Consider the following 25868-nt stretch of genomic DNA (forward strand, 5'->3'; position numbering starts at 1 on the left):
GATTATGCAGGACGAGCGTGGCGCGTAGGTAACGGCAACCTGATGGGGGGGCTGATCGGTAGCGCCGGCCAGCGGCCGGCACTACCTCAGCCGTCAGGTCTTACGAACCGGAGAGCATCCGGCGGATTTTGCGGCCCAGGCGGGTCAGGAACGAGGCGCCCGGATCGGCGGCCGGCGTGCCGCGCATCGGCTTGGCGGTCACCTGCACCGGGGTCACCGGGCCGGTGGCTGCCGCGCCTTCGGCACCTTCGACCGGACGGCCGTGGCGGCGACGACGACGCTTGCGCGGGGCGCGCTCGCCTTCCACGGCGGGGCTGCCCTCGGCGGACGGGGCGGCGGTCGGTGCGAGCTGCGACTTGGCCACGGCATCGGCGGCGGCAGCCACCGGCTGCTCGCCTTCCACGCGCGGCTTGCGCTCACGGCGCGGCTTGCCATCGGCACTGCGCTCACCCGGGGCGCGGCGCTCGCCGCGGCCACCGGACGGCTTGCCGCCGCGGCTGCTGCCACCGCCACGACGCTGCTCTTCCGCCGCACGCGCTTCGCGCGCTTCACGGAAGATCTGGCCGACGCTCTCGTTCTCGTCGCCCTCGGCATCACCCTCGCCTTCGGGCGACGGTGCACGCGGCGCGCGCGGGATCGGGGTCAGGATTTCGCTGGTGACCGGCTCGACCGGAATCTTCTGGTCGATGTAGGCCTCGATATCCGGCAGGCCCATCGCGTAGCGCTCGCAGGCGAAGCTGATCGCATCACCCTCTTCGCCCAGCCGCGCGGTGCGGCCGATGCGGTGCACGTAGTCTTCCGCATCGAACGGCAGGTCGTAGTTGTAGACGTACTTGATGCCGTCGATGTGCAGGCCGCGGGCGGCCACATCGGTGGCCACCAGGATTTCCAGCTGGCCCTTCTGGAAGCGGTTGAGCAGGCTTTCGCGCTTCTTCTGCGGCACATCGCCGGACAGCACGCCGACGCGGTAGCCGGCCTTCTCCAGCGAACGCGCGACGCGCTCGACGAACACCTTGGTATTGACGAACACCATGGTGCGGGCGCCTTCGCTGCGCGAGAGCAGGCCCAGCAGCAGCGGGATCTTCTCTTCGTCGGCCGGGAAGTAGATGCGCTGGCGCACGCGGGCGGCGGTGATCGATTCGCTCTCCACCACCAGCTTCTGCGGCTCGTTCATGTGCTCATAGGCCAGCTCCAGCACGCGGTGGCTGAGCGTGGCGCTGAACAGCAGCGTCTGGCGCGTGGTGCGCTCGGGCATGCGGCGCAGCAGGAAGCGGATGTCCTTGATGAAGCCCAGGTCGAACATGCGGTCGGCTTCGTCGAGCACGCAGATCTCGCAGGCATGCAGCGAGACCACCTTGTGCTGCTTGACGTAGTCGATCAGGCGGCCCGGGGTGGCGATGATCACGTCCACGCCCTGCTGCAGGATCTCGCGCTGCTTGTCGTAATCCACGCCACCGTAGACCAGCGCGAAGCGCAGGCCGAGGTCGGAGCCGAACTTCACGGCGTCCTTGTGGATCTGGATGGCCAGCTCGCGGGTCGGCGCCAGGATCAGCGCGCGCGGGTCTTCCGGCTTGCGGTCGGCCAGCGCCGGGCGGGTCAGCAGGCGGTTCACCACGGCGACCAGGAAGGCCAGGGTCTTGCCGGTGCCGGTCTGGGCCTGGCCGGCGACGTCGCCGCCGGGCAGCGCGACCGGCAGGGTCAGCGCCTGGATGGGCGTGCAACGGGTGAATCCGGCTCCTTCAAGGCCGGCCTGCAGGGCCGGATGCAGCTCGAAGGAGGAGAAGGTCAAATCGGTCAGCGGTTTGTCGCTCATGAGTCCGTCTTGGTAAGGCCATCCCGGCAGAGGTGCGGGGTGGCTTGCAATCTTGGGGGGCACCGTCGCAAACGGCCCCTGCGCCGGGATTGGCAGGGCCGGACTCCAGGTCCAGGGCGCCGCACAATGCCCCAGTTTAGCGCAATGTCGGCGTCAAACCGGGATCACCCGTCGCGCAGCGCCATGAGAATGCCCGCCCGGCGTGCTTTTTGCGGCAGGTTTCAGGCCCTGGAAGGCTCTCCACCTCGCATTCACCGGCCCTGCCGCCGGTTGAACGGGGTAGCGGGAAGGGCTGGAAGCGTCGTGCCGGCCCCCGCATATCAACCAGGATCGTCGCGATAACGCAGGTGGGCGATCACGGGACGCTTCTTTCCAACCAGCGTCTGTCCGGTCACGGCGATAGCGGTACACTGCGCCCCGTGAGCGTCCAGGCATCCGCCGAACGCACCGCTGGCCGCCCGCGGCCACGAGGCACCAGACGAGGGTGACGCCCGGTTGGCGTTGCCCAAATTCAACTTCCTCCGGCCCTGCCGGGTGCATTACCAGACGAGAAACCAAGATGAGCGACAAGGTTGTACATGTCGGCGACGCCGACTTTGATAGCGCAGTGCTGAATTCCAAGGAACCGGTGCTGGTCGATTTCTGGGCCGAATGGTGTGGTCCCTGCAAGATGATCGCCCCGGCCCTGGACGAACTGGCCGACGCCTACAACGGCCGCGCCAAGATCGCCAAGGTCAACGTGGACCAGAACCGTGCCCTGGCCGCCAAGTACCACGTGCGCTCGATCCCGATGCTGCTGGTGTTCAAGGACGGCGAAGTCCAGGCCCAGCAGATCGGTGCCGTCGGCAAGGCCCAGCTGGCCGGCATGCTCGACAAGGCCCTGGCCTGATCGCTGCAGGCAGCCGGCCCCGTCCGGCTGCCACGCGGGCCCATCGCCCGCATGAATGACCCTGCCCCACCCGGCTTGCGCGCTGCCGCGAGCCGGTGTTAGTGTCGGCATATCCGGCCGCATTCGCGCGCCGCATCTTCTGGACGCAGTTTCCTTCCAGATCCTTTCCCAACGTTCGCCGCCCTGCCGGGCGCTCGCACCTTCTAGCGAGGAATCCAGCACTTGTCCGATATCACTACTTCCGAACCCGGGAGCGCCGACGCGCCCGCCGAGAAGCGCGTGCGCAAGCCGCGCGTCGCCAAGGCCGCCGCCAACACCGCTGCCGAGGCAGGTTCCCCCCCCTCACAACCCGCTCTGCCTCTGGCTGCCGCGTCTGACGCGCCGGCGCCGGCTGCTGCTCCTTCGGCAGCCCCGCAGGCATCGGCGCCGGCAGCTCCTGCCGGTGGCGACGCATCGCCCTCCCAGGGCGGTGGTCAGCAGGACACCGGCGACGGTGGCCAGCGCAACCAGAATGGCCGGCACCAAAACCAAAACCAGAACCAGAACCAGCAGGGCGGGCAGAACCCGTACCAGCAGGGTCAGGGCCAGAACCAGGGCCAGAACCAGGGCCAGGGTCAGGGCCAAGGCAACCGCCGCGACCGTTTCCGCAATCGCCGTGACCGCAACCGCGGTGGCGATCGCTACAACGATGACGGCATGCCGCAGGACAACGGCGAACAGCAGCCGTTCGTGCGCAGCCAGCAGGCCAACGTGCCCGAAGGCTTCCCGGTCTATTCGCTGAGCGACCTCAAGCGCATGCCGGCGCAGAAGCTGCTGGAAATCGCCGAGCAGCTGCAGATCTCCGAAGGCGTGGCCCGTGCCCGCAAGCAGGACGTGATCTTCGCCCTGCTCAAAGTGCTGACCCGTCATGGCGACGGCGTCGCCGCCGACGGCGTGCTGGAAATCCTGCCCGACGGCTTCGGCTTCCTGCGTGCGGCCGAAGCCAGCTACCTGGCCGGCCCGGACGATACCTACATTTCGCCCAGCCAGATCCGCCGCTTCAACCTGCGCACCGGCGACCACCTGTCCGGCCGCATCCGCTTCCCGAAGGACGGCGAACGCTACTTCGCGCTGTCGATCGTGGACACCATCAACGGTGAGCCGCTGGAAGCGTCCAAGAACAAGGTGCTGTTCGAGAACCTCACCCCGCTGTTCCCGCGCAAGCGCTTCACCCTGGAACGCGGCAACGGTTCGTCCGAAGACATCACCGGCCGCATCCTCGATCTGATGGCACCGCAGGGCAAGGGTCAGCGCTCGCTGATCGTCTCCCAGCCCAAGGCCGGCAAGACGATGATGATGCAGCAGGTGGCCACGGCGATCACCACCAATCATCCGGACGTGCACCTGATCGTGCTGCTGATCGATGAGCGCCCGGAAGAAGTGACGGAAATGCAGCGCACCGTGCGCGGCGAAGTCATCAGCTCCACCTTCGACGAGCCGGCCGCCCGCCACGTGCAGGTCGCCGAAATGGTGATCGAGCGTGCCAAGCGCCTGGTCGAGCACAAGAAGGACGTGGTGATCCTGCTCGACTCGATCACCCGCCTGGCGCGTGCCTACAACAACGTGGTGCCCAGCTCCGGCAAGGTGCTCACCGGTGGTGTGGACGCCAACGCACTGCACCGTCCGAAGCGCTTCTTCGGCGCCGCGCGCAACGTGGAGGAAGGCGGCAGCCTGACCATCATCGCCACCGCGCTGGTCGATACCGGCAGCAAGATGGACGAGGTGATCTACGAAGAGTTCAAGGGCACCGGCAACAGCGAAGTGCACCTGAGCCGCCGCATCTCGGAAAAGCGCGTGTTCCCGGCGATCGACATCAACCGCTCGGGCACCCGTCGCGAAGACCTGCTGATCGAACCGGAACTGCTGCAGAAGATCTGGATCCTGCGCAAGCTGCTGCATCCGATGGATGAAATGGCCGCGATGGAGTTCCTGCTCGACAAGATGAAGAACACCAAGTCCAACGACGAGTTCTTCGGTTCGATGAAGCGCTGATAGGCGCATCTTCCGGACAGAGAAGGGCCCCGCATCGCGGGGCCTTTTTCGTTGAGGGGGACGTCCGGGCAGAGCCCGGCGCTACGGGCAGCGCACCCCGCCCGCCGCGTTGTCTGCATCCACCGATACGCGCACCTGGGTGAACGCCGCCGCGAAGGGCGTGTCGGCGCTCACCACGAACGGTGCTTCCACCGCACCCAGGTCCACGCCCTGCTTGGCAAAGCACGCCAGCGGCACGGTCACGGTCTGCTTCTGCCCCGGCGAAAGGGTGGCCAGGACCGGCGCGATATCCACGCCACCCTCGCAGCCGGTACCGCACTGCATGCTCACCTTCACCGGGGACACCGGGCGCTGCACCAGCTGCACGTCGAACTGCAGCGCGCCGTGATTGCGGGCCAGCGCACCCAGGTTGCGCCGCGAGGAACTGCGTGCGATCAACTGCGCCGGCGCCAGCCAGGTCACTTCCTTGGCATCCTGCTGGGTATTGATCTGCACGGTGCGTACCTGCACTACCGGCGCGGCGGCCGGCCAGCGCAACGTGGCGTTGAGATCGTTGCCCAGCGGCTGGGTGGCACCAGCGGCCGCCACATGCAGCGCGAACGGCGGCGTGTCGGCCCGGTTGAAGATCGGCAGCGTGGTGACCTCGCCGCAGTTGTCCGGGTTGGCTTCGGGCAGGCGGTCGACCTTGCCCGGGGTGCGGTAACTCAGGCCGTGGCCAAGCGCGAACAGCGGCGGCTGCTTCGGATCCGGACGGTCGATCGGCGCCGGGCACGGCACGCCCGGCCACGGGAAGCTCAGGCGCCCGCGGAAATCATGCGCGGGCTTGCCGTCCTTGCCAGCCACCAGCACGTCGGTGATGCCCTTGCCTTCGGTACCCGGCAGCCACGCCGCCACGAAGGCCTGGGAGTGGTTGAGCAGGTCGTTGGTGTACATCGGGCGCCCGGAGAAGTACACGGTCACCACCGGCTTGCCACTGGCCTGGGCCGCGCGCAGCACGGCCAGATCCTGCGGATAGGCACGGCTGTGGCTGACCGGATCGGACGCGAGGATGTCGCCGTTGGTTTCGGCATATGGCGTCTCGCCGATCACGGCCACCACGACGTCGAACTGCGCGGGATCCAGCGCCGTCGCATCGGCGCTGTAGGCAACCTTCTGTGCGCCAAGTTCGGCACGCAGCGCACCCAGCACCGAATCGCCAGTGGGGAAATCGGCATTGCGGTTCTCGGTGCCCTGCCAGGTCAGCGACCAGCCGCCGGACTGATCGGACAGGTTGTCGGCACTCTTGCCGACCACCATCACCCGCGCATCGCGGCGCAGTGGCAACACCTTGGCCTCGTTCTTGAGCAGCACCAGCGACTCACGCACGGCCTGGCGCGCCAGCTCACGGTGCTGCACGGCGGCGACGTCACCGGCATGGCGGCTGTCGGACGGCTTGTGATCGAACAGGCCCGCGCGCAGCTTCACGCGCAGGATGCGGGTGACCGCATCATCGATGCGCGCCATCGGGATCTCCCCGCTCTCCACCTGGGCGATGGTGTTGGCGATGAAGGCCTTCCAGTCATCGGGCACCATCACCATGTCGATGCCGGCGTTGATCGCCTGCGCACAGCTGTCGTTGCGGCAGCCCGGCACCTGGGCGATGCCGTTCCAGTCGGAGACGACGAAACCGTCGAAGCCCATCTTCTCCTTCAGCGCGCCGGTCAGCAGCGCTTTGTTGCCGTGCATCTTGCCGTAGTCGACGCCACCGCTGCGGTCGTTCCAGCTGTTGAACGAGGCCATCACCGTCTGCACGCCTTCGCCAAGCGCACCGTAGTAGCCCTGCCCGTGCACGTTGATCATGGTGGCCTTGTCGACCAGCGCTTCGCCCTGGTCGCGGCCGCTGTCGGTCGCGCCATCGCCGATGTAGTGCTTGGCGGTGGCAACGACATTGCCGTCGTCGCCGAAGCGCCCCTGCGCACCCTTGACGTAGGCCTGGGCGAATTCGCGTACCACGTGCGGGTCGGAGGAATAGCTTTCGTAGGTGCGCCCCCAACGTGGATCGTGCGCTACTGCCAGTGTCGGCGCGAACACCCAGTCGATGCCGGTGGCACGCACCGCGTGTGCGGTGGCCCGGCCGATCCGCTCGATCAGCGCGGCGTCGCCGGCCGCGCCCAGCCCGATGTTGTGCGGGAACAGCGTGGCACCGTAGACGTTGTTGTGGCCGTGCACTGCATCGGTGCCCCAGATCACCGGGATCGGCGTACGCGCATCGGTGGCCAGCGAGGCCGCCCGATACGCATCGGCCAACTGCAGCCACTGCGCGACCGTGGCGTGCTTGTCCATGCCCGGCCAGGAGCCGCCGCCATTGAGGACCGAGCCGATGTAGTACTGGCGGACCTGGTCGGGCGTGATCATCTTGATCTCGGGCTGGGTCATCTGGCCCACCTTCTGCGCCAGCGTCATCTGCGCCACGATCTGCTGCACCCGCGCCTCCAGCGCAGCATCCGGCCCGATCGCGCTGGTCACATGGGGCCAGTCCTTCAGGCGTTCACCGGTGGCCGGTGCGGCACCGGCCGTCGAGGCCAGCGCAGCCAGCAGGCAGGTAGCGAGAATCGTCTTGTTGGAGCTGGTCACTGGACATCTTCCTCTGATGAAATACGCGCGAACGGAACGGGCGGGACTGCAGCCGGGCGGCGGTCAGCGCCCCGCTCTGACAGCGCTGTCATATAAGCCCATGGCAACGCTGTCAACCGCCCGCGGCCGCGCTTGCGACCGGCGTCCCGCTGCAGCGGGGATCACCACCGGAGATGATGTCCAGGCCGTGCTTGAACTGCTGCATCGCGACATGGAAAACCCGAACCCGCCACGCACGTCGCCGGCATGGCAACATCCGCCTGCATCGGCAACATCGATGTGACACACGCGCACTACCATCGGCACCTGGCCGCCCGCCCCTCCGAGAGGAACCCCCGCACCATGCGTAGTCGTATCGAGGATGTCGCCGCCGTTGCGGGTGTATCGATCAAGACGGTCTCCCGCGTGCTCAACAACGAGCCCAACGTACGCGCGGAAACCCGCGAGCGGGTGCTGGCCGCCGTGACGCGCCTGGGCTACAAGCCCAACCTCTCCGCGCGCAGCCTGGCCGGGCAGCGCTCGTATGCACTGGCGCTGGTCTACAACAATCCCTCGCGCAACTACCTGATGGAAATCCAGAACGGGATGCTGGAGGCGTGCCATGCGCACCACTACAACCTGATCCTGGGCCCGGTCGGCACGGCGCGCCGCACCCTGCCCGACCTGGCCGCGTTGTTCGAGAATTCGCGCCCGGACGGGGTGGTGCTGATCCCGCCGCTGACCGATGACGCGGTGGTGCTGGCCTACCTGGAAGAGCATGAGATTCCGTATGCGTCCATCGCACCGCGGCATCCGGACGGCTGCATCGGCGTGCGCATGGATGAGACCACCGCAGTGGTTGAACTGATCGGTCACCTGGTCGCGCAGGGGCATCGCCGCATCGGCCATATCAAGGGCCCGCGCGCGCACGGCGCCTGCCAGTGGCGTCTGGCCGGCTACCGCCAGGCGTTGCGCCAGTACGGCATCGCCTACGATCCGGCGCTGGTGGTCAACGGGCAGTTCTCGTTCGAATCCGGCATCGAGGCGGCCAATGCACTGCTGGACCTGCCGGAGCCACCGAGCGCGATCTTCGCCGCCAACGATGACATGGCCGCCGCGGTGTTCCGCGTCGCCGGGCAGCGCGGCCTGCGCATTCCCCGCGACCTGTCGGTCTGCGGCTTCGATGACACGCCGATCGCCGGGCACATCTACCCGGCGCTGACCACCGTGCGCCAGCCGACCGCCTCCATGGGCAGGCTGGCCACCGAGCAGTTGATCGACCGCATCCGCTCCCCGGAGGCCGGGGTCATGGTCACCGTCGACCATGCGGTGCTGGTGCGCGAATCCACGCACCCCCCGCGTCGCCGCTGAGCGCCTGCCTCAGTGGCTGTGGCGTGAACCGCGCCAGGCGTAGAAGGCAATGAACAGGTAGCACAGCATCGGCAGCAGGAAGGACACCTGCAGCCCGTGATGGTCGGCCAGCCAGCCCATCGCCAGCGGGATCACCGCGCCGCCCACGATCGCCATCACCAGCAGGCTGGAGGCCTGCCCGGTCAACGTGCCCAGGCGGGCGATGGCCAGCGCGAAGATCGTCGGGAACATGATCGAGTTGAACAGGCCGATGCTGACCACGCTCCACTTGGCCAGGTTGCCGCTGCCGAGCATCGTCACCGTCAGCAGGGCGATCACGATCAACGCGAAGACCCCCAGCATGCGGCGCGGGTCCAGCCGGGTCAGCAACGCTGCACCCAGCAGACGGCCAACCAGCGCCCCCCCCAATACAGCGACACGTAGCGCGTGGCTTCCTGCTCGGTCAGCCCCTCACCGATACCGGGCATCGAAAGGAAATTGACCAGCACGCTGCCGATCGAGACCTCCGCGCCCACGTAGAAGAAGATGGCCAGCACGCCATAGCGCAGGTGGCGGTGGCGCAGCGCATCGCGCAGGCGGCCACTGCCGGTGGCGGCCGCGCCTTCCACGCCGGGAATGGCCGGCAGGCGGAACATCCAGATCGCCACCGCCAGCACGAACAGCGCGACGGCCAGGCCGAAGTACGGCAGCTGCACCGATTGCGCTTCGGCGGCGCGGTAAGCCAGTGCCTCGGCCTGCGGCAGCAGGGCCAGTTCATCGGCGGTGCGCGGCGCGGCCGAGAGAATCAGCAGGCCGCCGAACAACGGCGCGATCGTGGTGCCCAACGCGTTCATCGACTGCGCCAGGGTCAGCCGGCTGGAGCTGGTCTGCTCCGGACCAAGCAGCGCAACATAGGGATTGGCAGCGACCTGCAGCACGGTGATGCCGGTGGCCAGCACGAACAGCGCGCCGAGGAACAGGCCATACACATGCGCCTGTGCTGCCGGCCAGAACAACAGCGCGCCCACACCGGCGACGGCCAGGCCGGCAACGATGCCGCGCTTGTAGCCCACCGCCGCGACCAGGCGCCCGGCGGGCAGCGACATCAGGAAGTACGCGCCGAAGAATGTGAACTGGACCAGCATCGCCTGCACCCAGGTGAGCGCGAACGCCGCCTTCAGGTGCGGAATCAGGATGTCGTTGAGGCAGGTGAGGAAACCCCACATGAAAAAGATGGCGGTGACCACGGCCAGTGCAACGCCATTGCTTTGCACATGTTGTCCGCGGACGGCAGCAGGAGTGTCCATTGCATGTCCTTCCAGATTGGGAGAGCCGGCCAGTCGGCGGCCAGACATGGAACCTGCTTGGACCGCGATTGTCCAGCGCTGTCAGCCATCCGCTGCCCGTGGCCCGCGATGCTGCGGTGCGTGCACGCGAATCACTTCGCGCAGTTTCGTTCTGCACTGCACAACGCGTGTGCATCCTCCTTCCGGCGGCCGACGTCCCGGTGAAATCGGGCCACAACGCCTGCGTTGCAGTGCTTCCGCCGCGCAGGTGCCCGATGTGCAGGCAACGTGGAACGCGTGACGATGGCCAGGCAAAGCGCAGCGGGGACGTCGTTTGTTGACAACGCTGTCAACCATGGCTCCAATCCGGGCCGTGCGCACTGGAACCCGCGCCGACACAACGCAGAACCGCCACGATCGAATTCCCTGGGGAGGGATCATCATGAAGACGTACAAGGCCGTACCCCGCAAGGCGATGCTCACCTCCGCACTTCTCGCTGTCCTGGCCGGCCCGGCCTGGGCGCAGGATCCCGCGGCCCGGGAAACCTCCACGACAGCCCCGAATGGCGTCGACCCCACCACGCTGGATGCGGTGCAGGTCACCGGCATCCGTGGCAGCCTCACCTCGTCGATGAACCTCAAGCGCGACAGCCAGGGCGTGGTCGACGGCATCGTTGCCGAGGACATCGGCAAGTTCCCGGATACCAACCTGGCCGAATCGCTGCAGCGCATCAGCGGCGTGTCGATCGACCGCACCTCCAGCGGCGAGGGCTCCAAGGTGACCGTCCGCGGCATCGGCCCGGACTACAACCTGGTGCTCCTGAACGGCCGGCAGATGCCGGCGTCCAACCTCGGCAACGGCGGTGCCGGCCTGAACGGCTCGCGATCGTTCGACTTTGCGAACATCGCCTCCGAATCGATTTCGGCCGTGGAGGTCTACAAGACCACCCGCGCCGACAATCCGACCGGCGGCATCGGTGCCACCATCAACATCAAGACGCTGCGTCCACTGGAGGCGGCGCCGGTCGTCAGCCTGGGCCTGAAGGCGGTGCACGACACCTCCAACGACAACGTGCCGCGCACGCTGCAAGGGTCCAACATCACCGGTGAGCTGTCGGGCATCTTCAGCCAGACCTACGCCGACGGACGCTTCGGCGTTGCACTCAGTGCCAGCCACCAGGAACGCGATTCGGGCTTCAACCAGGCGACCGTTGCCGAAGGCTGGGCGACGCTTCGTGGCAGCGACACCACCGACTGGCGGGCATTGCCACAACCCGGCACGGGCTATGCCGACCGGATCACCAACCGCCCGGGCCCCGATGATATCTATGGCCGCCCGCAGAACTCGGCCTACAACGTCAATGCGGTACAGCGGCAGCGCACCAACGGGCAGGCCACGTTCCAGTGGAAGCCGCTGGACAACGTGACCACCACGCTGGACTACACCTATGTCGAGAACAAGGTCCAGCAGCAGCGCAGCGAACTGTCGGTGTGGTTCAACTACGGCCCCGGCGACAGCACCTGGACCAACGGCCCGGTTGCCGCGCCGATCGTCTACAGCGAAGACGTGGTCAACGGCGACGTGGCCATGGGCGGCATGAAGCTGGCGACCAAGAACAACATGGAAGCGGTAGGCTTCAACGTCGAGTGGGAGGTCAACGACGCGCTGGACATGACCTTCGACTACAACCGCGCCAGTGCCGAATCGCAGCCCGATGGCCCCTACGGCTCGGCGGGCGTGCTGGGCGTCGCCGCTTACGTGCGTGGCAAGACCACGGTCGATTACAGCGGCGACCTCCCCATCATCAACATCGCACTGCCTCCTGGCGGCATCCAGGCATCGGATGCCCTGGTGACCGGCTCGGTCTTCCAGAACAGCTACAACAAGTCTGAAGTGGAGCAGCTGCAGGCCAAGGGCGTGTTCCGCTTTGCCGACTACTCCGCGCTGGATTTCGGCGTGGGCCACACCAAGGTGGACAACCGCTCGGCGGCGGCCATCATGCAGCGAGACAGCTGGGGCGGCGTCGGTACGCCTGCGGACTACGATGACAGCATCTGGTACGCCGATGACATGGCCAAGTACTTCAAGGCGTTCTCCGGCCACAACGATCCGCGCCTGACGGGCCAGTTCCTGGTGTTCGATTTCGACCGCCTGCGCGATCGTGCCGCCCAGGTGGCCAATGGCGTGGAGCCGGCCTGCCCCACCTGCTATGTCGCCCCGACGGAATACTCCGAGGACATCCGCACCACGGAAACGTCCAAGAGCGCCTACCTGCAATACCGCACTACCTTTGACTGGAACATGCCGCTGCATATTGCCGCGGGTGTGCGCTACGAAGAAACCGAGGTGGAATCGCAGGCGCTGGTGCGCGTCCCGACCTCCATCAGCTGGAATTCGCTCAACGAGTTCAACATCACCTATGCCGACGAAGGCGCCTTCGTGGGTGGCAAGGGCAAGTACGACTACATCCTGCCCAATCTCGACCTGAAGCTGGACCTGAGCGAATCGTTGGCGCTGCGCGGCAGCTACAGCCGCAGTCTCGGCCGTCCGGGCTGGACGCAGATCGAAAGCGGGCAGCGTCTGGACAACATCGTGCGCACCCAGGGCGGCACCGGCTCGCGTGGCAACCCGGCACTGGAGCCGTTGCTCTCGGATAACTTCGATCTCTCGCTGGAGTGGTACTACGGAGAGGCCAGCTACGCCTCGGTCGGCTTCTTCCGCAAGAACATCAAGAACTTCATCAGCAACACGATCGCGCGGGAGGATGCAGGCAGTCTGCACACCCCGGTGGGCGGGGCCTACTGGAACGAGGCACTGGCATCGGGCTGCGTGGCCACCGATACGGTGTGCATCCGCAACTACATCTTCACCAACCATGCCGGCGACCCGGGCGTGACCTCCACCGGCGTCAATTCCGCAGGTCAGCAGACCGGCAGCATCGTCGGCCAGCCGGGTGATCCGATTGCCGGGTTTGACGTCACCCTGCCGGCCAACCAGCGTTCGGACCACCTCCAGGGTTGGGAAGTGGCCGTGCAGCATCTGTTCGGCCAGTCCGGCTTTGGCGTGGCGGCAAACTACACCAAGGTGAAGTCCGGCCTGACCTTCGACAACCTCAGCCTGGGCGATCAGTATCCGATGATCGGCCTCAGCGACTCGGCCAATGCGGTGCTGTTCTACGACAAGAACGCCTGGCAGGTGCGTGCGGCCTACAACTGGCGCGACAAGTTCCTCAACGGCATCGGCGGCCAGGGCCCCAACCCGAACTACACCGAAGCCTACGGCCAGCTGGATCTCAACATCAGCTACGCGGTCAGCGAGCAGCTGACCCTGAGCCTGGAAGCGATCAACCTGACCGACGAGACCATGCGCACCTACTCGCGCCACACCAACATGCTGCGCTACGCCACCCAGACCGGCCCGCGGTACATGTTCGGCGTCCGTTACAAGTTCTGAGTCGGCACTGCCGAGCTGCAGCACCGGAAGGCCGCGCTCATCCCACGGCCTTCCGCTTCCCTCACCTGCGCGCTACCGTGGGCGCCACCCGCCCCTGCCATCAGGATGCCGATGTCCGCCATGCCCGGCCCGATCGAGGAACTGCATGATCTGGATCCGGCGCAGCTGCACGCGCAGTTGCCCGGCTGGACCACGCCGAAGGTGATCCGCGGGCTGGTGGCCGGGTGGCCGCTGGTCGCCGCAGCGACCCGGTCCGCGCAGGCGGCGGTTGACCATCTCAAGCAGTTCGATCACGGCGCGCTGCCGGTCACTGCCACCACGGCGCCACCGGAGGCCCGGGGACGGGTGTTCTACAACGCGGACATGAGTGGCTTCAATTTCCGCCGCGAGCAGATCCCGTTGAAGGTCGTGCTCGATACCCTGCTCAAGTACGCGCCGGCACTGGCACCGCCGTCGATCTATGTGGCATCGACCACGCTGGACAGCTTCCTGCCTGGCTTCCGCCAGACCAATGCGCTGGAACTGGGGGTGGACGATCCGCTGGCCAGCATCTGGATCGGCAACCGCTCGCGCATCGCCGCCCACCAGGACGTGCCGGACAACCTGGCCTGCGTAGCCGCCGGCCGCCGCCGCGTCACCCTGTTCCCCCCATCGCAGGTGGGCAATCTGTATATCGGGCCACTGGATTTCACGCCGGCCGGGCAGGCGGTCAGCCTGGTCGATTTCGCCGCACCGGACCTGGTGCGGTTTCCACGCTTCAGCGCGGCACTGGCGCACGCACAGGTGGCCGAGCTGGGGCCGGGCGATGCCGTGTTCATTCCATCGCTGTGGTGGCACCACATGGAAGGGCTGGAGGCGTTCAACGTGCTGGTCAATTACTGGTGGCGGCCGGTGCCGGCGTGGATGGATGCGCCGATGAACGCATTGATGCTCTCGCTGCTGGCGCTCCGCGATCTGCCGCCGGCGCAGCGCGCGCATTGGCAGGCGATGTTCCAGCATTACGTCTTCCAGGCCGATGAACACACCACCGCGCACATCCCCGAGGCCGTACGCGGTGTGCTCGGACCACTGGACCAGGCCGGCGCCGATCACCTGCGCGGCGTACTGCGCAGGCGCCTGGAACGCTGAAGGCCGCCACCGCGGTGCCCACTTCACCCACGTGGGGGTGTAATCCGCAATAATCGCCGCCCAAAGAGTTGTTGACCGCCCGGGGGCGGGGTCGTCGAAAGGCGGGCGCGGCACGCGCACCGGTTCGGCACTGTGTCGTGCGCTCCTGACTGCTTCGCTGCTGCCGTTCCATCCGCGTGTTCCGGTTGGTGCTGCACCCTGCTGCCCGTGAACCGCATGCGCCCGTTGTCCGCCCGCCTCAACCTCGGCACGTTGATCCTTGCCCTGGCCCTGCTCAGCGCGATCATCGCCCTGGCCAACACCCTGCATGCCAGCTACCGCGTGCAGCGCGAACAGTTGATCGGCAACACGCTGGAAGCCAACCGCGTGTACGCCAGCAAGCTCGCCGAATCGACCCAGAACTTCGTGCTCTCCGCTCAGCAGCAGGTGGCCTACAGCGCCACCCTGCTCGGCCAGCGCCGGCATGATCGCCAGGCGCTGGAGGCCGAGGCCGCCCGCCTGCAACTGCAGACCAACAGCTTCAACTCGGTGTTGATCGTCGATGCCGGTGGCACCGTGCTGGCCACCTCACCGCAGAGTCTTGCCCTGCAGGGCGTGCTGCTCAACAGTGCCGGCAACCGCGACGCCCTCGCCCGGCGTGCGCCGTTCATCAGCGATCCGTACCAGTCGGCCACCGGCCGGCTGCTGGTGGCGATCTCGCACCCGATCTTCTCCGCGCAGGGCCAGTACCAGGGCTACGTCAGCGGCACCATCTACCTGCGCCAGCGCAGCATCCTGCAGTCGTTGCTGGGCAAGCACTACTACCGCGATGGCTCCTACCTGTACGTGGTCGACCGCAACGGCCGCATCCTGTACCACATCGAGCAGGACCGGGTCGGCCAGTTCGCGCTGCAGAACCCGGCCGTGCAGGCAGTCACCCAGGGCCACTCGGGCGCCCAGCAGGTGCGCAATACCCATGGCGTGCAGATGCTGGCCGGCTACGCCCCGGTACCGAGTGTCGGCTGGGGCGTGGTGGCCCAGCGCCCGACCACGGCCACCCTGGCATCCTTGTCGCAGCTGATGTCCTCGGTGATCTGGAATGCGATCCCGCTGGGCATCCTGTCGCTGCTGATCACCTGGTGGTTTGCGCGGCGCATCTCGCTGCCTCTGTGGCAGCTGGCGCGCAACGTGCAGAACCGCGACACCGGCATCGCGATCCGCCACGTCACCGGCATCCGCGCCTGGTACTACGAGGTCGCCCAGCTCAAGACCGCCCTGCTGTACAGCTTCAACCTGCTCCAGGACCGCATCGGCAAGCTCAACCGCGCCAGCATGACCGACCCGCTCACCGGCCTGCAGAACCGGCGTGGCCTGCAGCAGGGCCTGGAAGACTGGCAGGCGCGCGGCCAGCCGTTCGGGATCATCGCGCTGGATATCGACCGCTTCAAAACCATCAACGACCGCTTCGGACACGCTGTCGGCGATGCGGTGATCCTGCGCATCGCGCAGCTGATGCGCAACGACGCGCGCGATACCGACCTGCTCTGCCGCAACGGTGGCGAGGAATTCCTGATCCTGCTGCCGGGAATCGATGCCGCCAACGCTGCCCAGGTTGCCGAGCGCCTGCGCGTGCAGGTCGCCGCCGAAGTTTTCGAGCAGGTCGGCACGGTCACCGTATCGCTGGGCGTGGCCCACTACCCGACCTACCACGACGATCCGCAGCAGGCGCTGCGGCTGGCCGACAAGGCGCTGTACATGGCCAAGGAACAGGGCCGCAATCGCACCGTGGTGTACCCGCAGCCCGGCAGTCCGGGCGTTGGTTGAGGGACCGCGGGCGCGACGCCCGCGCTCTTGGCAGCCTCAGCCGCCGAGCGGCGTCAGCAGCTTCGGCGCCTTGCTGGCGGCGTCGGCCATGAACACGCCGCCGGCGGGCAGCAGGTCGGCATTGGCATCGGCGCTCAGTGCCTTGTCGCTGCGCCACGGGGCCTGCTGGTGCGGGCCGGGAATGTAGGCATCCCAGCGGCCGTAGCGCTCCACCTCATCGCTGAACGAGAATCGCACCGGCACCCGGATGGTCCAGCTCGCCTCGTCCTTCTGATCTCCGGTAGAGGGCGCCTTGAAGGTCCACTTGCGTGCGGCGCCCATCGACACGCGGGCCAGCTTGTCGCGCATTTTCCGCATGTTCGCCTCGTTGGCGATCACACGAAGATTGACCTGCTCGGTGGCCACATCCAGCACCTTCCCGTCGCGCCCGACCTGTATCAACAGCAGTACATCGCCACGCCCGCGCGCGTTGAAGACATCCTCGGGATACACCGGCGGCGTCATCTTCACCTTGGTGACGTTGTCGGTCGAGGTTTCGTCGTACGTTTCGAAATTCGCTGCCAGCAGCGTGATCAGGCCGGTGCCATCGGGGTTGTTCTTCGCACCCAGGCGGATGGTGGCCGGGGTACGTGCCTTGACGGCCTGGCCATTCACAAGCACCGGGGCGAAACGCCACGTCTTCACGGCATTTTCGACGAAGGTGACGATGGTCTCGTCGACCTGCGCGCGCTTGTCCAGACGGAACGCTTCGACCTGGCCTTCGGTGCCGATATCGATCTCGCCGGTAAGCACCATGCTGGCTTCGGCCTGCTCGCGCACCTCGCGCTTGGTCTGTGCGTCCGCATCGGGGACCACGACCATGCCCACGCCGCTGAAGGCCAATGCCAGGGCAAGAATAGGGGAACAACGCATCGCACTCTCTCCTTGTGGATGCCTGACAGCGTAGCGCAGTGGGAATCGGGTGGACAATCAGGCCAGCCGCAGCGCCCCGGCGTACGGCGGGGTATCCGGAAAATCACCGGCCGCGAAACCGGCCTGCAGCCGCTGCCACCACGCCGGATCGAACAGATGCCCGAAGTGCTCGCGCACCGCCGCCAGCTCGGGCGCCGGCAGCCCCATGAACATCCAGAAGCGCTCGGGAAACACGTCCTGGGGGCCGATCTGGAACCATGGCTCGTCGGCCAGCGCTTCCTCTTCGTTGCGCGGCGCCGGCCAGGCGCGGAAGGCACACTCGGTGACCAGGCACAGCTCATCGTAGTCGTAAAACACGGCACGCCCATGCCGCGACACGCCAAAGTTCTTCGGCAGCATGTCGCCGGGAAAGATGTTGTTGCGCGCCATGTCGGTGATCGCCTGCGCGTAGTCGAGCGCGGCAATGCGACGCGCCTCGGCGGTCTGCTCGCGCAGGTACAGATTGAGCGGACGGAAGCGTCGCTGCACGTAGCACAGCGCGATCACCAGTTCCTCGCCCTCCTCATGCACGCTGCCGGCGCACTGGGTCAGCAGTTCCTCGCGCAGCGCCGCGGAGAAACGCGACCGCGGGAAGCGCAGGTGCCGATAGGGCTGCGCGTCGAGCAGCCGGCCGACACGGTCCAGGTTGAATACCAGCGCATACTTCTCTTCGACCTGGTGCCGGGTCATGGTCTTGGGCCAGGCGAAACGGTCGCGGATCAGCTTGAACACCAGCGGATAGCTGGGCAGGGTGAACACCGCCATGACCATGCCGGGCGTGCCAGCGGCATGCACCAGCTGCTCGCCGGGCTGGTCCTGGAAGTGACGGAAGAACGTGCGATAGCGCTCGGTCTTGCCCTGCTTGGCGCGCCCGAGCACGGTGTAGATCTCATCGACCGGCTTGCCCGGCAGCAGGCTGCGCAGGAACACCACCGCATCGCCAACGGTCGCCAGGTCGGCCTGGAAGTAGCTGCGCGAGACACCGAACAGATGCGCGAGATCGCGGCGCCGGCTCAGCACCGCATCGACGCGCAGGCCGCGCTCGTCATGGACCAGTGCGATCACGCAGGGCGAGAAGCGATGCTCGCCGAAGACGCGCCCCACCAGATAGGCGCGGCGCTCACGGTAGAACACCGTATCGAGCAGTTCGATGCTGCGCACCGGGTAATCCCCCCAATGTGCCAGATCGTCCTGCAGGCGCACGGCCACCGCCGCGGCGCAGCGCAGCTGGTGTGCATACGGCACATCGAACCGATAGTCGCCGAGCACGCGCATGAACGCGTCCGCCGGGCGCGTGGGAGAGAGCGTATAGCTGTGTCGCGCGACCGGATGGGTAATGGCATCGGACGGCTCCACGTCCATCGCCATGAACTCGATCGCACCGTCCACACCGCGGGTGGCGAACAACCGCCGCGCCAGTGTGTTGTAGAAGGTCTTGTAGAGCTCGGCGTCGATCAACCCGGCCAGCAGCGCAGCGTAGGCGGGGCGTATGCGCAGCCACAGCGCGCGCTCACCGATGTCCGCGCCCGCTGCGCGGCGCAGGGCATCGACGGTCCCGGCGATGCACAGGTCGTACAGCCCGATGCGCTCCACGGCGTCCTGCCGGGCCCCGGCCCAGTCCCTCTGTTCGAAACGCTGCCGCGCGCGCCGGCTGATCGCCGCGAAGCGCGCATGGTAGTCCTCGAAGCCATCGCGGATCAGCCGCGCCAGCGCATCGGCTGCCGTGTTCATGCGACACCCCGGACAGCGCAGTGAGAGAACCGGCAGGAACAGCGAGCGCGCATGCAGCCACTTCCAGGGAACCTGTTGCCACCATACGGCAGCGACGGGGCGCTTGCCCAGCGGGCACCCATAAAAAAACCCGCGCCGGAGCGCGGGCTCTTCATCGATCACCGCAATGGCGGGACCGCTGCCTTACAGCGCAGCCAGCGCGCTGTTGAAGGTGCTGCTGGGGCGCATCGCGGCGCTGGCCTTGGCCACGTCCGGGCGGTAGTAGCCACCGATATCGACCGCCTTGCCCTGCACCGCGGCCAGCTCACCGACGATGGCCTGCTCGTTCTCGGCCAGTGCCTTGGCCAGCGGCGCGAAACGGGCCTTCAGCGCGGCATCGTCGTCCTGCGCGGCCAGGGCCTGGGCCCAGTACAGCGCGATGTAGAAGTGGCTGCCGCGGTTGTCGATGCCACCGAGCTTGCGCGACGGCGACTTGTCGTTGTCCAGGAACTGGCCGTTGGCCTGGTCCAGGGTCTTGGCCAGCACGGTGGCACCGGCGTTGTCGTAACGGTTGCCCAGGTGTTCCAGCGAAGCGGCCAGGGCGAGGAACTCACCGAGCGAATCCCAGCGCAGGTAATCCTCTTCCACGAACTGCTGCACGTGCTTGGGCGCCGAACCACCGGCACCGGTCTCGAACAGGCCACCACCGGCCATCAACGGCACGATGGAGAGCATCTTGGCGCTGGTGCCCAGCTCCATGATCGGGAACAGATCGGTCAGGTAGTCGCGCAGCACGTTGCCGGTCACCGAGATGGTGTCCTCACCCTTGCGGATGCGGTCCAGCGAGAAGGCGGTCGCCTCCACCGGCGCCAGGAGGCGGATGTCCAGGCCGTTGGTGTCGTGGTCCTTCAGATAGGTCTCGACCTTGGCGATCACCTGTGCGTCGTGCGCGCGGTTCGCATCCAGCCAGAACACCGCAGGGGTGTTGCTCAGGCGGGCGCGGTTGACGGCCAGCTTCACCCAGTCCTGGATCGGCGCATCCTTGGTCTGGCACATGCGCCAGATGTCACCGGTCTGCACGGCGTGCTCGAACACCACCTTGCCAGTCTCGTCCGTTACGCGCACGGTGCCGTCAGCCGGGATCTGGAAGGTCTTGTCGTGCGAGCCGTATTCCTCGGCCTTCTGCGCCATCAGGCCCACGTTGGGCACGGAGCCCATGGTGGCCGGGTCGAACGCACCGTGGGTGCGGCAATCGTCGATCACCGCCTGGTACACGCCGGCGTAGCAGCGGTCCGGAATGACGGCCTTGGTGTCCTGCAGCTTGCCGTCGGCGTTCCACATGCCACCGGAGTCGCGGATCATCGCCGGCATCGAGGCGTCGACGATCACGTCGCTGGGCACGTGCAGGTTGGTGATGCCCTTGTCCGAATTGACCATGGCCAGGCCCGGGCGCTTGCCGTACTCGGCAGCCAGGTCGGCCTTGATCGCTTCCTGGGTCGCTTCGGGCAGCTGCGGCAGGCGCGCGAACAGATCGCCGATGCCGTTGTTCGGATCGAAACCGGCCTGCTTGAGCACGTCGGCGTGCTTGGCCAGCACGTCCTTGTAGAACTCCTCGACGACGACGCCGAACATGATCGGGTCGGAGACCTTCATCATGGTGGCCTTCAGATGCAGCGAGAACAGCACGCCCTTGGCCTTGGCATCGGCGATCTGCGCCTGCACGAACGAGGCCAGCGCATTGCGGCTCATCACGGCGGCATCGACGATTTCACCGGCCTTGACCGCGGTCTTTTCCTTGAGCACGACGCTGCTGCCGTCGGCCTTGAACAGTTCGATCTTCAGGCTGCCGGCGTTGGCCAGCGTGGCCGACTTCTCGCTGCCGTAGAAGTCACCGCCATCCATGTGCGCAACGTGCGACTTGGAGTCCTTGGACCACTTGCCCATGCGGTGCGGGTGCTTGCGCGCGTAGTTCTTGACCGACAGCGGCGCGCGGCGATCGGAGTTGCCTTCGCGCAGCACCGGATTCACCGCACTGCCCTTGACCTTGTCGTAGCGCGCCTTGATGTCGCGCGAGACGTCGTCGGTCGGCACGTCCGGGTAGTTCGGCAGCGCGAAGCCCTGGTCCTGCAGTTCCTTGATCGCGGCCTTCAGCTGCGGCACCGAGGCGCTGATGTTGGGCAGCTTGATGATGTTCGCGTCCGGGGTGGTCGCCAGCTGGCCCAGTTCGGCCAGGTGGTCGGCCTCTTTCTGGTCGTCCTTCAGGTAATCCGGGAACAGGGCCAGGATGCGGCCGGACAGCGAGATGTCGCGGGTTTCCACGGCGATACCGGCGGTGGCGGTGTAGGCCTCGACGATCGGCAGCAGCGACTGCGTGGCCAGGAACGGGGCTTCATCGGTGAGCGTGTAGAGAATCTTGGGCGTGTTCGACATGGGGGATCAGGGCTCTCTTGCAGATCTCGTGAATGATGGCCGGCGGCAATGCCGGGCCGCGTGCAACCGTGTCGCGTGCAGGGCCTGGCACAGCGGGCCCGCACTTTCCCCGGGGACCGCGCCGACCAACGGCGCGCACGGCGGGAAACCCCCGCATTGTCGCGTTTTCAGCCCCCCGGAGCAAAGCCATCCCATACGCAAACGTACTGGAACGGTGTGATGCATCAGCGCCAACCGGCAGCTCAGGCGCCCTCCGGGTGCAGATCCGCTCATTCGGAAACTGCTGCGGCCTCCCGGAGACCGTCCACCCATTCCGCAAGGGGCTTTCCCCACACGCTTTGGCGAGGACACGTGAGTGTCTGGCTGCTGTGGTTGCGCTTGAAACTACATACCCGGAAGCCGCCAACTGCCGCTGCCAGGTCCTTTCGCTGTGAGGCGCCGGTCGCCGTGCCGATCAGATGCAGCGGCATGACACCCGATCGGTCAGGCCTGACGAAGATGTCGTATCGGGTCGAATCGCCCTCGGCCGTTCTGTAGCCTGAAAGCTGATAGCCAGGAAGGGTTAATTTCAGATCGATAGACGATCCCGGACTGGGCGGTTGCGGTGCGTCACCTTCATAGACCAGCAACACGCTCCGCTGATCTTTCAGAACGTCATGAATCCCGAAATCCGCAGGTGATTCGTAGCTGATCGACATCCCGGCGGGGACCCGCAGGCACGCGCCATAGAGGAAGTGATCGCAACTGTGGCCCCATATTGCTGCTTCCTGTCCACATGCGTATCCAGGAACAAACGCCATAGCAGGCGCAAAGAAACACCACATCCCCGTTTTGCTCATTGCCGCTCCTTGGATCCCAGCGCCGCGCCATGCCCCATCCTCCGACTATACGAGTTCCGCCCTCCGCGGATAGTGTGGATCGGGTGATGCCACCGCTGGAGCCTGCTGCGAGCCTGAAACCGAGTCCTTCCGTGAGGCGGCAATCATCTGGCTACGCGGGCCGCGCTGCACTCGACCCACACCGGCGGATGTGCGCGCAATGGCATCAAGCACTTCTGCTTGCCACGCCGATGGAAAAAGAACAATAAAAAAGACGCAGCCTCGCGGCTGCGTCCATCGTGAGCCTGTTGCCGGGAGAGAGTCGGCGTCTAGGCTTACTTGACCTCAAACTCCTGCGGCGATCCAGCCGCCTTACCATCTACCGTGACTTCCGCGCGGTACTTGCCCGCCGGCCAGCCATTGGCATTCTTGAAGGAGATGTTGGTGGTCTCGGCACCGGTGGTATTGACCACCTGGTTCTGCTCGCCGGCGACCTGCCCGTTCTGGAAGGTCAGCTTGGCCGCAACGTTGGCGTTGTTGGCGCTGCCGTCCGTGCGGATCGAGACGATGATGTCGTCCTTCGGCGCGAACAATGCGGCCGAGGTGACGGTCTTGTCCGCCGCAGCGGTCTTGCCCACGGTGACGGTCGAAACGGTCACGCCGGTGGCAGCGGTCATCGGCTGCGGCGCGGCTTCGGTCATCGGAGCCGGTGCGGCAGGCGCGGTCGCCGCCGGCTGTGCGTTGTTATCGGCGGTGTCTTCTTTCTTCTTGCAGCCAGCCAGGGCCACGGTGGCCAGAAGCGCAGCGAGAACGGCAGTACTGATGGACGACTTCTTCATGGAGGTTGCTCCCTGTGTGATGGTGGGCAGTAAAGTGGATCAGGCTTTGGGCGGCAGTTTCAGGGTCTGGCCGGGCTGGATCTTGTCCGGGTCGTCCAGCACGTCGCGGTTGGCCTCGAAGATGCGCTTCCACGCATTGGCATCGCCCAGTTCCTGCTTGGCGATCTTCGAGAGCGAATCGCCCTTCTGCACCGTGTAGGTGCCTCCGACCTTCTCCGCGGTGGTATCCACCGAGGCGGTCACACCCGAGAAATCGACCTGATCGACTTTCTGCGCGGTGGTGTCAACGCTGGCGCTGACACCGGAAAAGTCGACTTTCTTATCGGTACTCATCCATACACTCCCGTCTTGATTGACGACATGGGAGGCACGGTGTCACAGCCCTTGTTAATGGGGCATGGCGTGGATGTGAAGACGTGCGGAACGCCTACTGGCGCAGGTCGCGGACCGTCCGCGCCGGGGCAGCGATGCCCGGGCTGGCCCGCCACGGGTTGATGTCCAGCCCGCCGCGGCGGGTGTAGCGCGCTTCCACTTCCAGCCACTGTGGCTGGCAGCGCTGGGTGATCTCGCTGAAGATCCGCTCCACGCACTGCTCATGGAACTCGGCGTGTTCGCGGTAGCTGATCAGGTACTTCAGCAGGCCGTCGCGGTCGATCTTCGGGCCGCGGTAGCGCACGCTGACACTGGCCCAGTCCGGCTGGCCGGTGACCGGGCAGTTGGACTTGAGCAGCGCCGAACTCAATGTCTCGGTGACCACGTCATCGGCATCGGCGAACAGGAATTCCGGCGCCGGCGGGCCGTAGCGCTCGATGGCCACGTCGCGCTCGTCCAGCGATTCGCCCTCGGCTTCTTCCACCAGCGGTGGCACCCCGAACACGACCGTCACCACCGCCCCCGCACAGGCCGACAGATCGCGCGTGATGCACAGGCGCGCAGCCGCGTCATCGTCGAAGCGCGTGCTGTTGAGCGAGTTGAGGTACAGCTTGAATGACTTGGATTCGATCAGGTTCGGCGAGGTGCACGGCACGCTGACCGTGGCCACCGCCACGCGCGGCTTGCCGCGCCCGTCCAGCCAGCTCAGCTCATAGGCCTGCCAGCGGTCATGGCCGACGAACGGCAGCGCCGCCTCGTCCAGGCCGATTTCTTCGCGGGCGCCGCGGCGCGGGATGGGGAAAAGCAGGCCGGGATCGTACTGCGACGGGTAAGCCACCTCGCGACCGAGGCTGGAGTCCTGGGGGGTATTCATGCCGCCATTTTACGCCGGTAGGCGCGCGGCGTCCGGCGGCGAAAACGAGAGGCCGCGGCGACCGGGTGATTGCCTCCCGGCCAACGGGAGGGTCGGAACCCTCCCGCCCGTGCCGGTTCTCGCCCCGGCCAGCGGCCGGGACCTACCGTCTACCAGCCGTCGTCTGACGTCAGCCCGCGCCAGGCGCCGCAGCCGGCGTCCCATTGAGGTAATCCAGGCTCACCTGCAGCAGCGCGCGCAGGCCTACATCCAGTGCTTTCTCATCGAGCAGGAACTTCGGCGAATGGTTGGCCGGCGCCGTGGCCGGATCGATCCCCTCGCCGGTCGAGCCGACGAAGAAGAACATGCCCGGCACCTGCTGGGCATACAGCGAGAAGTCCTCGGCGCCCATCTGCAGCGGCGGCTCGTAGACATTGCCTTCGCCCACCACGGCCTGCAGGCTCGGCAGCATCCGCGCGGTCAGGGCCGGGTCGTTGACCGTGGCCGGGTTGCCTTCGGATTCGTAGATCTCGGTTTCCGCCTTGGCCCCGTGCGCGGCCGCGGTGTGCTCGGCCACGTTGCGCAGGTCGGCGAAGATCTGCTGGCGCATGCCCTCATCGAAGGTACGGATGGTGCCGACCATCTCCACTTCATCGGGGATGATGTTGTAGCGGATGCCGCCCTTGATCGCGCCGAAGGTCACCACCGCCGGCTGCTTGGAGAGGTTGGCGCGGCGGCTGACGATGGTCTGCGCGGTGCCGACCAGGTCGGCCGTGGCCACGATCGGGTCCACCCCGTTCCACGGCGCCGAGCCATGGGTCTGGCGGCCGATCACCTTGATCCCGAACCGGTCCGAGGCCGCCATCAGCGGGCCGCCGCGCACCGCGATCTGGCCCGCGGGCACGCTGGAGAACACGTGCAGGCCGAACACCGCCTCGGGCTTGAAGTCCTTGAACAGGCCTTCCTTGAGCATCAGCGCCGCACCGCCCTCTTCCGGCGGCGGCGCGCCTTCTTCGGCGGGCTGGAAGATCAGCATCACTTCGCCGGGCAGGTTCGCGCGCATCTTCACCAGCGCGTCGGCCACGCCCAGCAGGGTGGCGGTGTGGGCATCGTGGCCGCAGGCGTGCATCACCCCGACGGTCTCGCCGCGGTAGGTGCTGGTGGCCTTGGAGGCGAACGGCAGGCCGGTCTGTTCGGTCACCGGCAGGGCGTCCATGTCCGCGCGCAGGGCGATCCGCGGGCCGGGCTTGCCGCCCTTGATGATGGCCACCACGCCATGGTGGGCGATACCGGTCTGCGGCTTCAGGCCCATCGCGCGCAGGCGCTCGGCGACCTTGGCCGAGGTGCGTTCCTCGCGGTTGGACAGCTCCGGGTGCTGGTGGAAATCGCGGCGCCAGTCGATGACCTGGGCCTTGAGGCGGGTCGCGGCGGCCGCCACTTCGGGGCGTTCGGCGGGGGCGGCGGCGGCCAGGCCGGGGGTGGCCAACAGCAGGGCGGACATCAGCAGCGACAGACGGGGCATTGCAGGTCTCCACGGGGCAGGACAACG

16 protein-coding genes and 1 pseudogene are annotated in these 25868 nt (G+C 66.7%); 6 read left to right on the plus strand and 11 right to left on the minus strand.

Annotation, left to right across the window (positions count from 1 at the left end; translation table 11 throughout):
• Positions 1-100 precede the first annotated feature (100 nt).
• Positions 101-1813: an ATP-dependent RNA helicase RhlB gene (gene rhlB, locus BIZ42_RS07855; RefSeq protein ID WP_070426087.1), complete on the minus strand. Its 1713-nt coding sequence runs from the start codon at positions 1811-1813 to the stop codon at positions 101-103.
• 559 nt (positions 1814-2372) lie between these two features.
• On the opposite strand from rhlB, the gene trxA reads away from it, so the two are divergent.
• A complete protein-coding gene (trxA, locus tag BIZ42_RS07860; protein ID WP_019183509.1) occupies positions 2373-2702 on the plus strand; it encodes a thioredoxin TrxA in 330 nt (109 codons plus the stop codon).
• Between the two features lie 222 nt (positions 2703-2924).
• Positions 2925-4733 (plus strand): transcription termination factor Rho, encoded by a 1809-nt coding sequence (rho, locus tag BIZ42_RS07865; RefSeq protein WP_070426088.1) that lies wholly within the window; start codon positions 2925-2927, stop codon positions 4731-4733.
• An 81-nt stretch (positions 4734-4814) separates the two neighbouring features.
• Here the strand turns inward: rho and BIZ42_RS07870 are convergent, their stop codons facing one another.
• A complete protein-coding gene (locus BIZ42_RS07870) occupies positions 4815-7346 on the minus strand; it encodes a glycoside hydrolase family 3 protein (RefSeq protein WP_070426089.1) in 2532 nt (843 codons plus the stop codon).
• Positions 7347-7688: 342 nt separating this feature from the next.
• Between BIZ42_RS07870 and BIZ42_RS07875 the strand changes: the two genes are divergently transcribed.
• Positions 7689-8696 carry a LacI family DNA-binding transcriptional regulator gene (locus BIZ42_RS07875; protein ID WP_046273075.1) on the plus strand — a complete coding sequence of 336 codons (1008 nt, stop codon included), beginning with the start codon at positions 7689-7691 and terminating at the stop codon, positions 8694-8696.
• A gap of 9 nt (positions 8697-8705) precedes the next feature.
• Here the strand turns inward: BIZ42_RS07875 and BIZ42_RS07880 are convergent.
• A pseudogene (locus tag BIZ42_RS07880) lies at positions 8706-9982 on the minus strand (sugar MFS transporter).
• A 421-nt stretch (positions 9983-10403) separates the two neighbouring features.
• Between BIZ42_RS07880 and BIZ42_RS07885 the strand changes: the two are divergent.
• The 3 genes from BIZ42_RS07885 to BIZ42_RS07895 all read left to right on the plus strand — a co-directional run bounded on the left by BIZ42_RS07885 (position 10404) and on the right by BIZ42_RS07895 (position 16346).
• Positions 10404-13415, plus strand: coding sequence for a TonB-dependent receptor (locus tag BIZ42_RS07885; protein WP_019183504.1), 3012 nt, complete (start codon positions 10404-10406; stop codon positions 13413-13415).
• Between the two features lie 111 nt (positions 13416-13526).
• Complete coding sequence (locus tag BIZ42_RS07890) at positions 13527-14543, plus strand: cupin-like domain-containing protein (RefSeq protein ID WP_070426090.1); 1017 nt, start codon at positions 13527-13529, stop codon at positions 14541-14543.
• Positions 14544-14759: 216 nt separating this feature from the next.
• Entirely contained in the window at positions 14760-16346 is a 1587-nt protein-coding gene (locus tag BIZ42_RS07895; protein ID WP_070426091.1) for a sensor domain-containing diguanylate cyclase, read from the plus strand.
• Between the two features lie 36 nt (positions 16347-16382).
• Here BIZ42_RS07895 and BIZ42_RS07900 read toward each other — a convergent pair whose 3' ends face one another.
• The 8 genes from BIZ42_RS07900 to BIZ42_RS07930 form a co-directional block, all read right to left on the minus strand.
• Positions 16383-17258 (minus strand): energy transducer TonB, encoded by an 876-nt coding sequence (locus BIZ42_RS07900; protein WP_139146346.1) that lies wholly within the window; start codon positions 17256-17258, stop codon positions 16383-16385.
• Between the two features lie 57 nt (positions 17259-17315).
• Positions 17316-19028 carry a bifunctional isocitrate dehydrogenase kinase/phosphatase gene (gene aceK / locus BIZ42_RS07905; protein WP_070426092.1) on the minus strand — a complete coding sequence of 571 codons (1713 nt, stop codon included), beginning with the start codon at positions 19026-19028 and terminating at the stop codon, positions 17316-17318.
• A 183-nt stretch (positions 19029-19211) separates the two neighbouring features.
• Positions 19212-21437 (minus strand): NADP-dependent isocitrate dehydrogenase, encoded by a 2226-nt coding sequence (locus BIZ42_RS07910; protein WP_070426093.1) that lies wholly within the window; start codon positions 21435-21437, stop codon positions 19212-19214.
• Positions 21438-21706: 269 nt separating this feature from the next.
• Positions 21707-22276, minus strand: coding sequence for a hypothetical protein (locus BIZ42_RS19260; RefSeq protein ID WP_237393572.1), 570 nt, complete (start codon positions 22274-22276; stop codon positions 21707-21709).
• Between the two features lie 314 nt (positions 22277-22590).
• Entirely contained in the window at positions 22591-23094 is a 504-nt protein-coding gene (locus BIZ42_RS07915) for a hypothetical protein (protein WP_019183498.1), read from the minus strand.
• Between the two features lie 39 nt (positions 23095-23133).
• Complete coding sequence (locus BIZ42_RS07920; protein ID WP_070426094.1) at positions 23134-23427, minus strand: LysM peptidoglycan-binding domain-containing protein; 294 nt, start codon at positions 23425-23427, stop codon at positions 23134-23136.
• Positions 23428-23521: 94 nt separating this feature from the next.
• Entirely contained in the window at positions 23522-24340 is an 819-nt protein-coding gene (queF, locus tag BIZ42_RS07925; RefSeq protein WP_070426095.1) for an NADPH-dependent 7-cyano-7-deazaguanine reductase QueF, read from the minus strand.
• A gap of 169 nt (positions 24341-24509) precedes the next feature.
• Positions 24510-25841: a M20 family metallopeptidase gene (locus tag BIZ42_RS07930; RefSeq protein WP_070426096.1), complete on the minus strand. Its 1332-nt coding sequence runs from the start codon at positions 25839-25841 to the stop codon at positions 24510-24512.
• Positions 25842-25868 lie beyond the last annotated feature (27 nt).

The organism is Stenotrophomonas sp. LM091, from assembly GCF_001806305.1.
GTDB classification, from domain to species: Bacteria; Pseudomonadota; Gammaproteobacteria; order Xanthomonadales; family Xanthomonadaceae; genus Stenotrophomonas; species Stenotrophomonas bentonitica_A.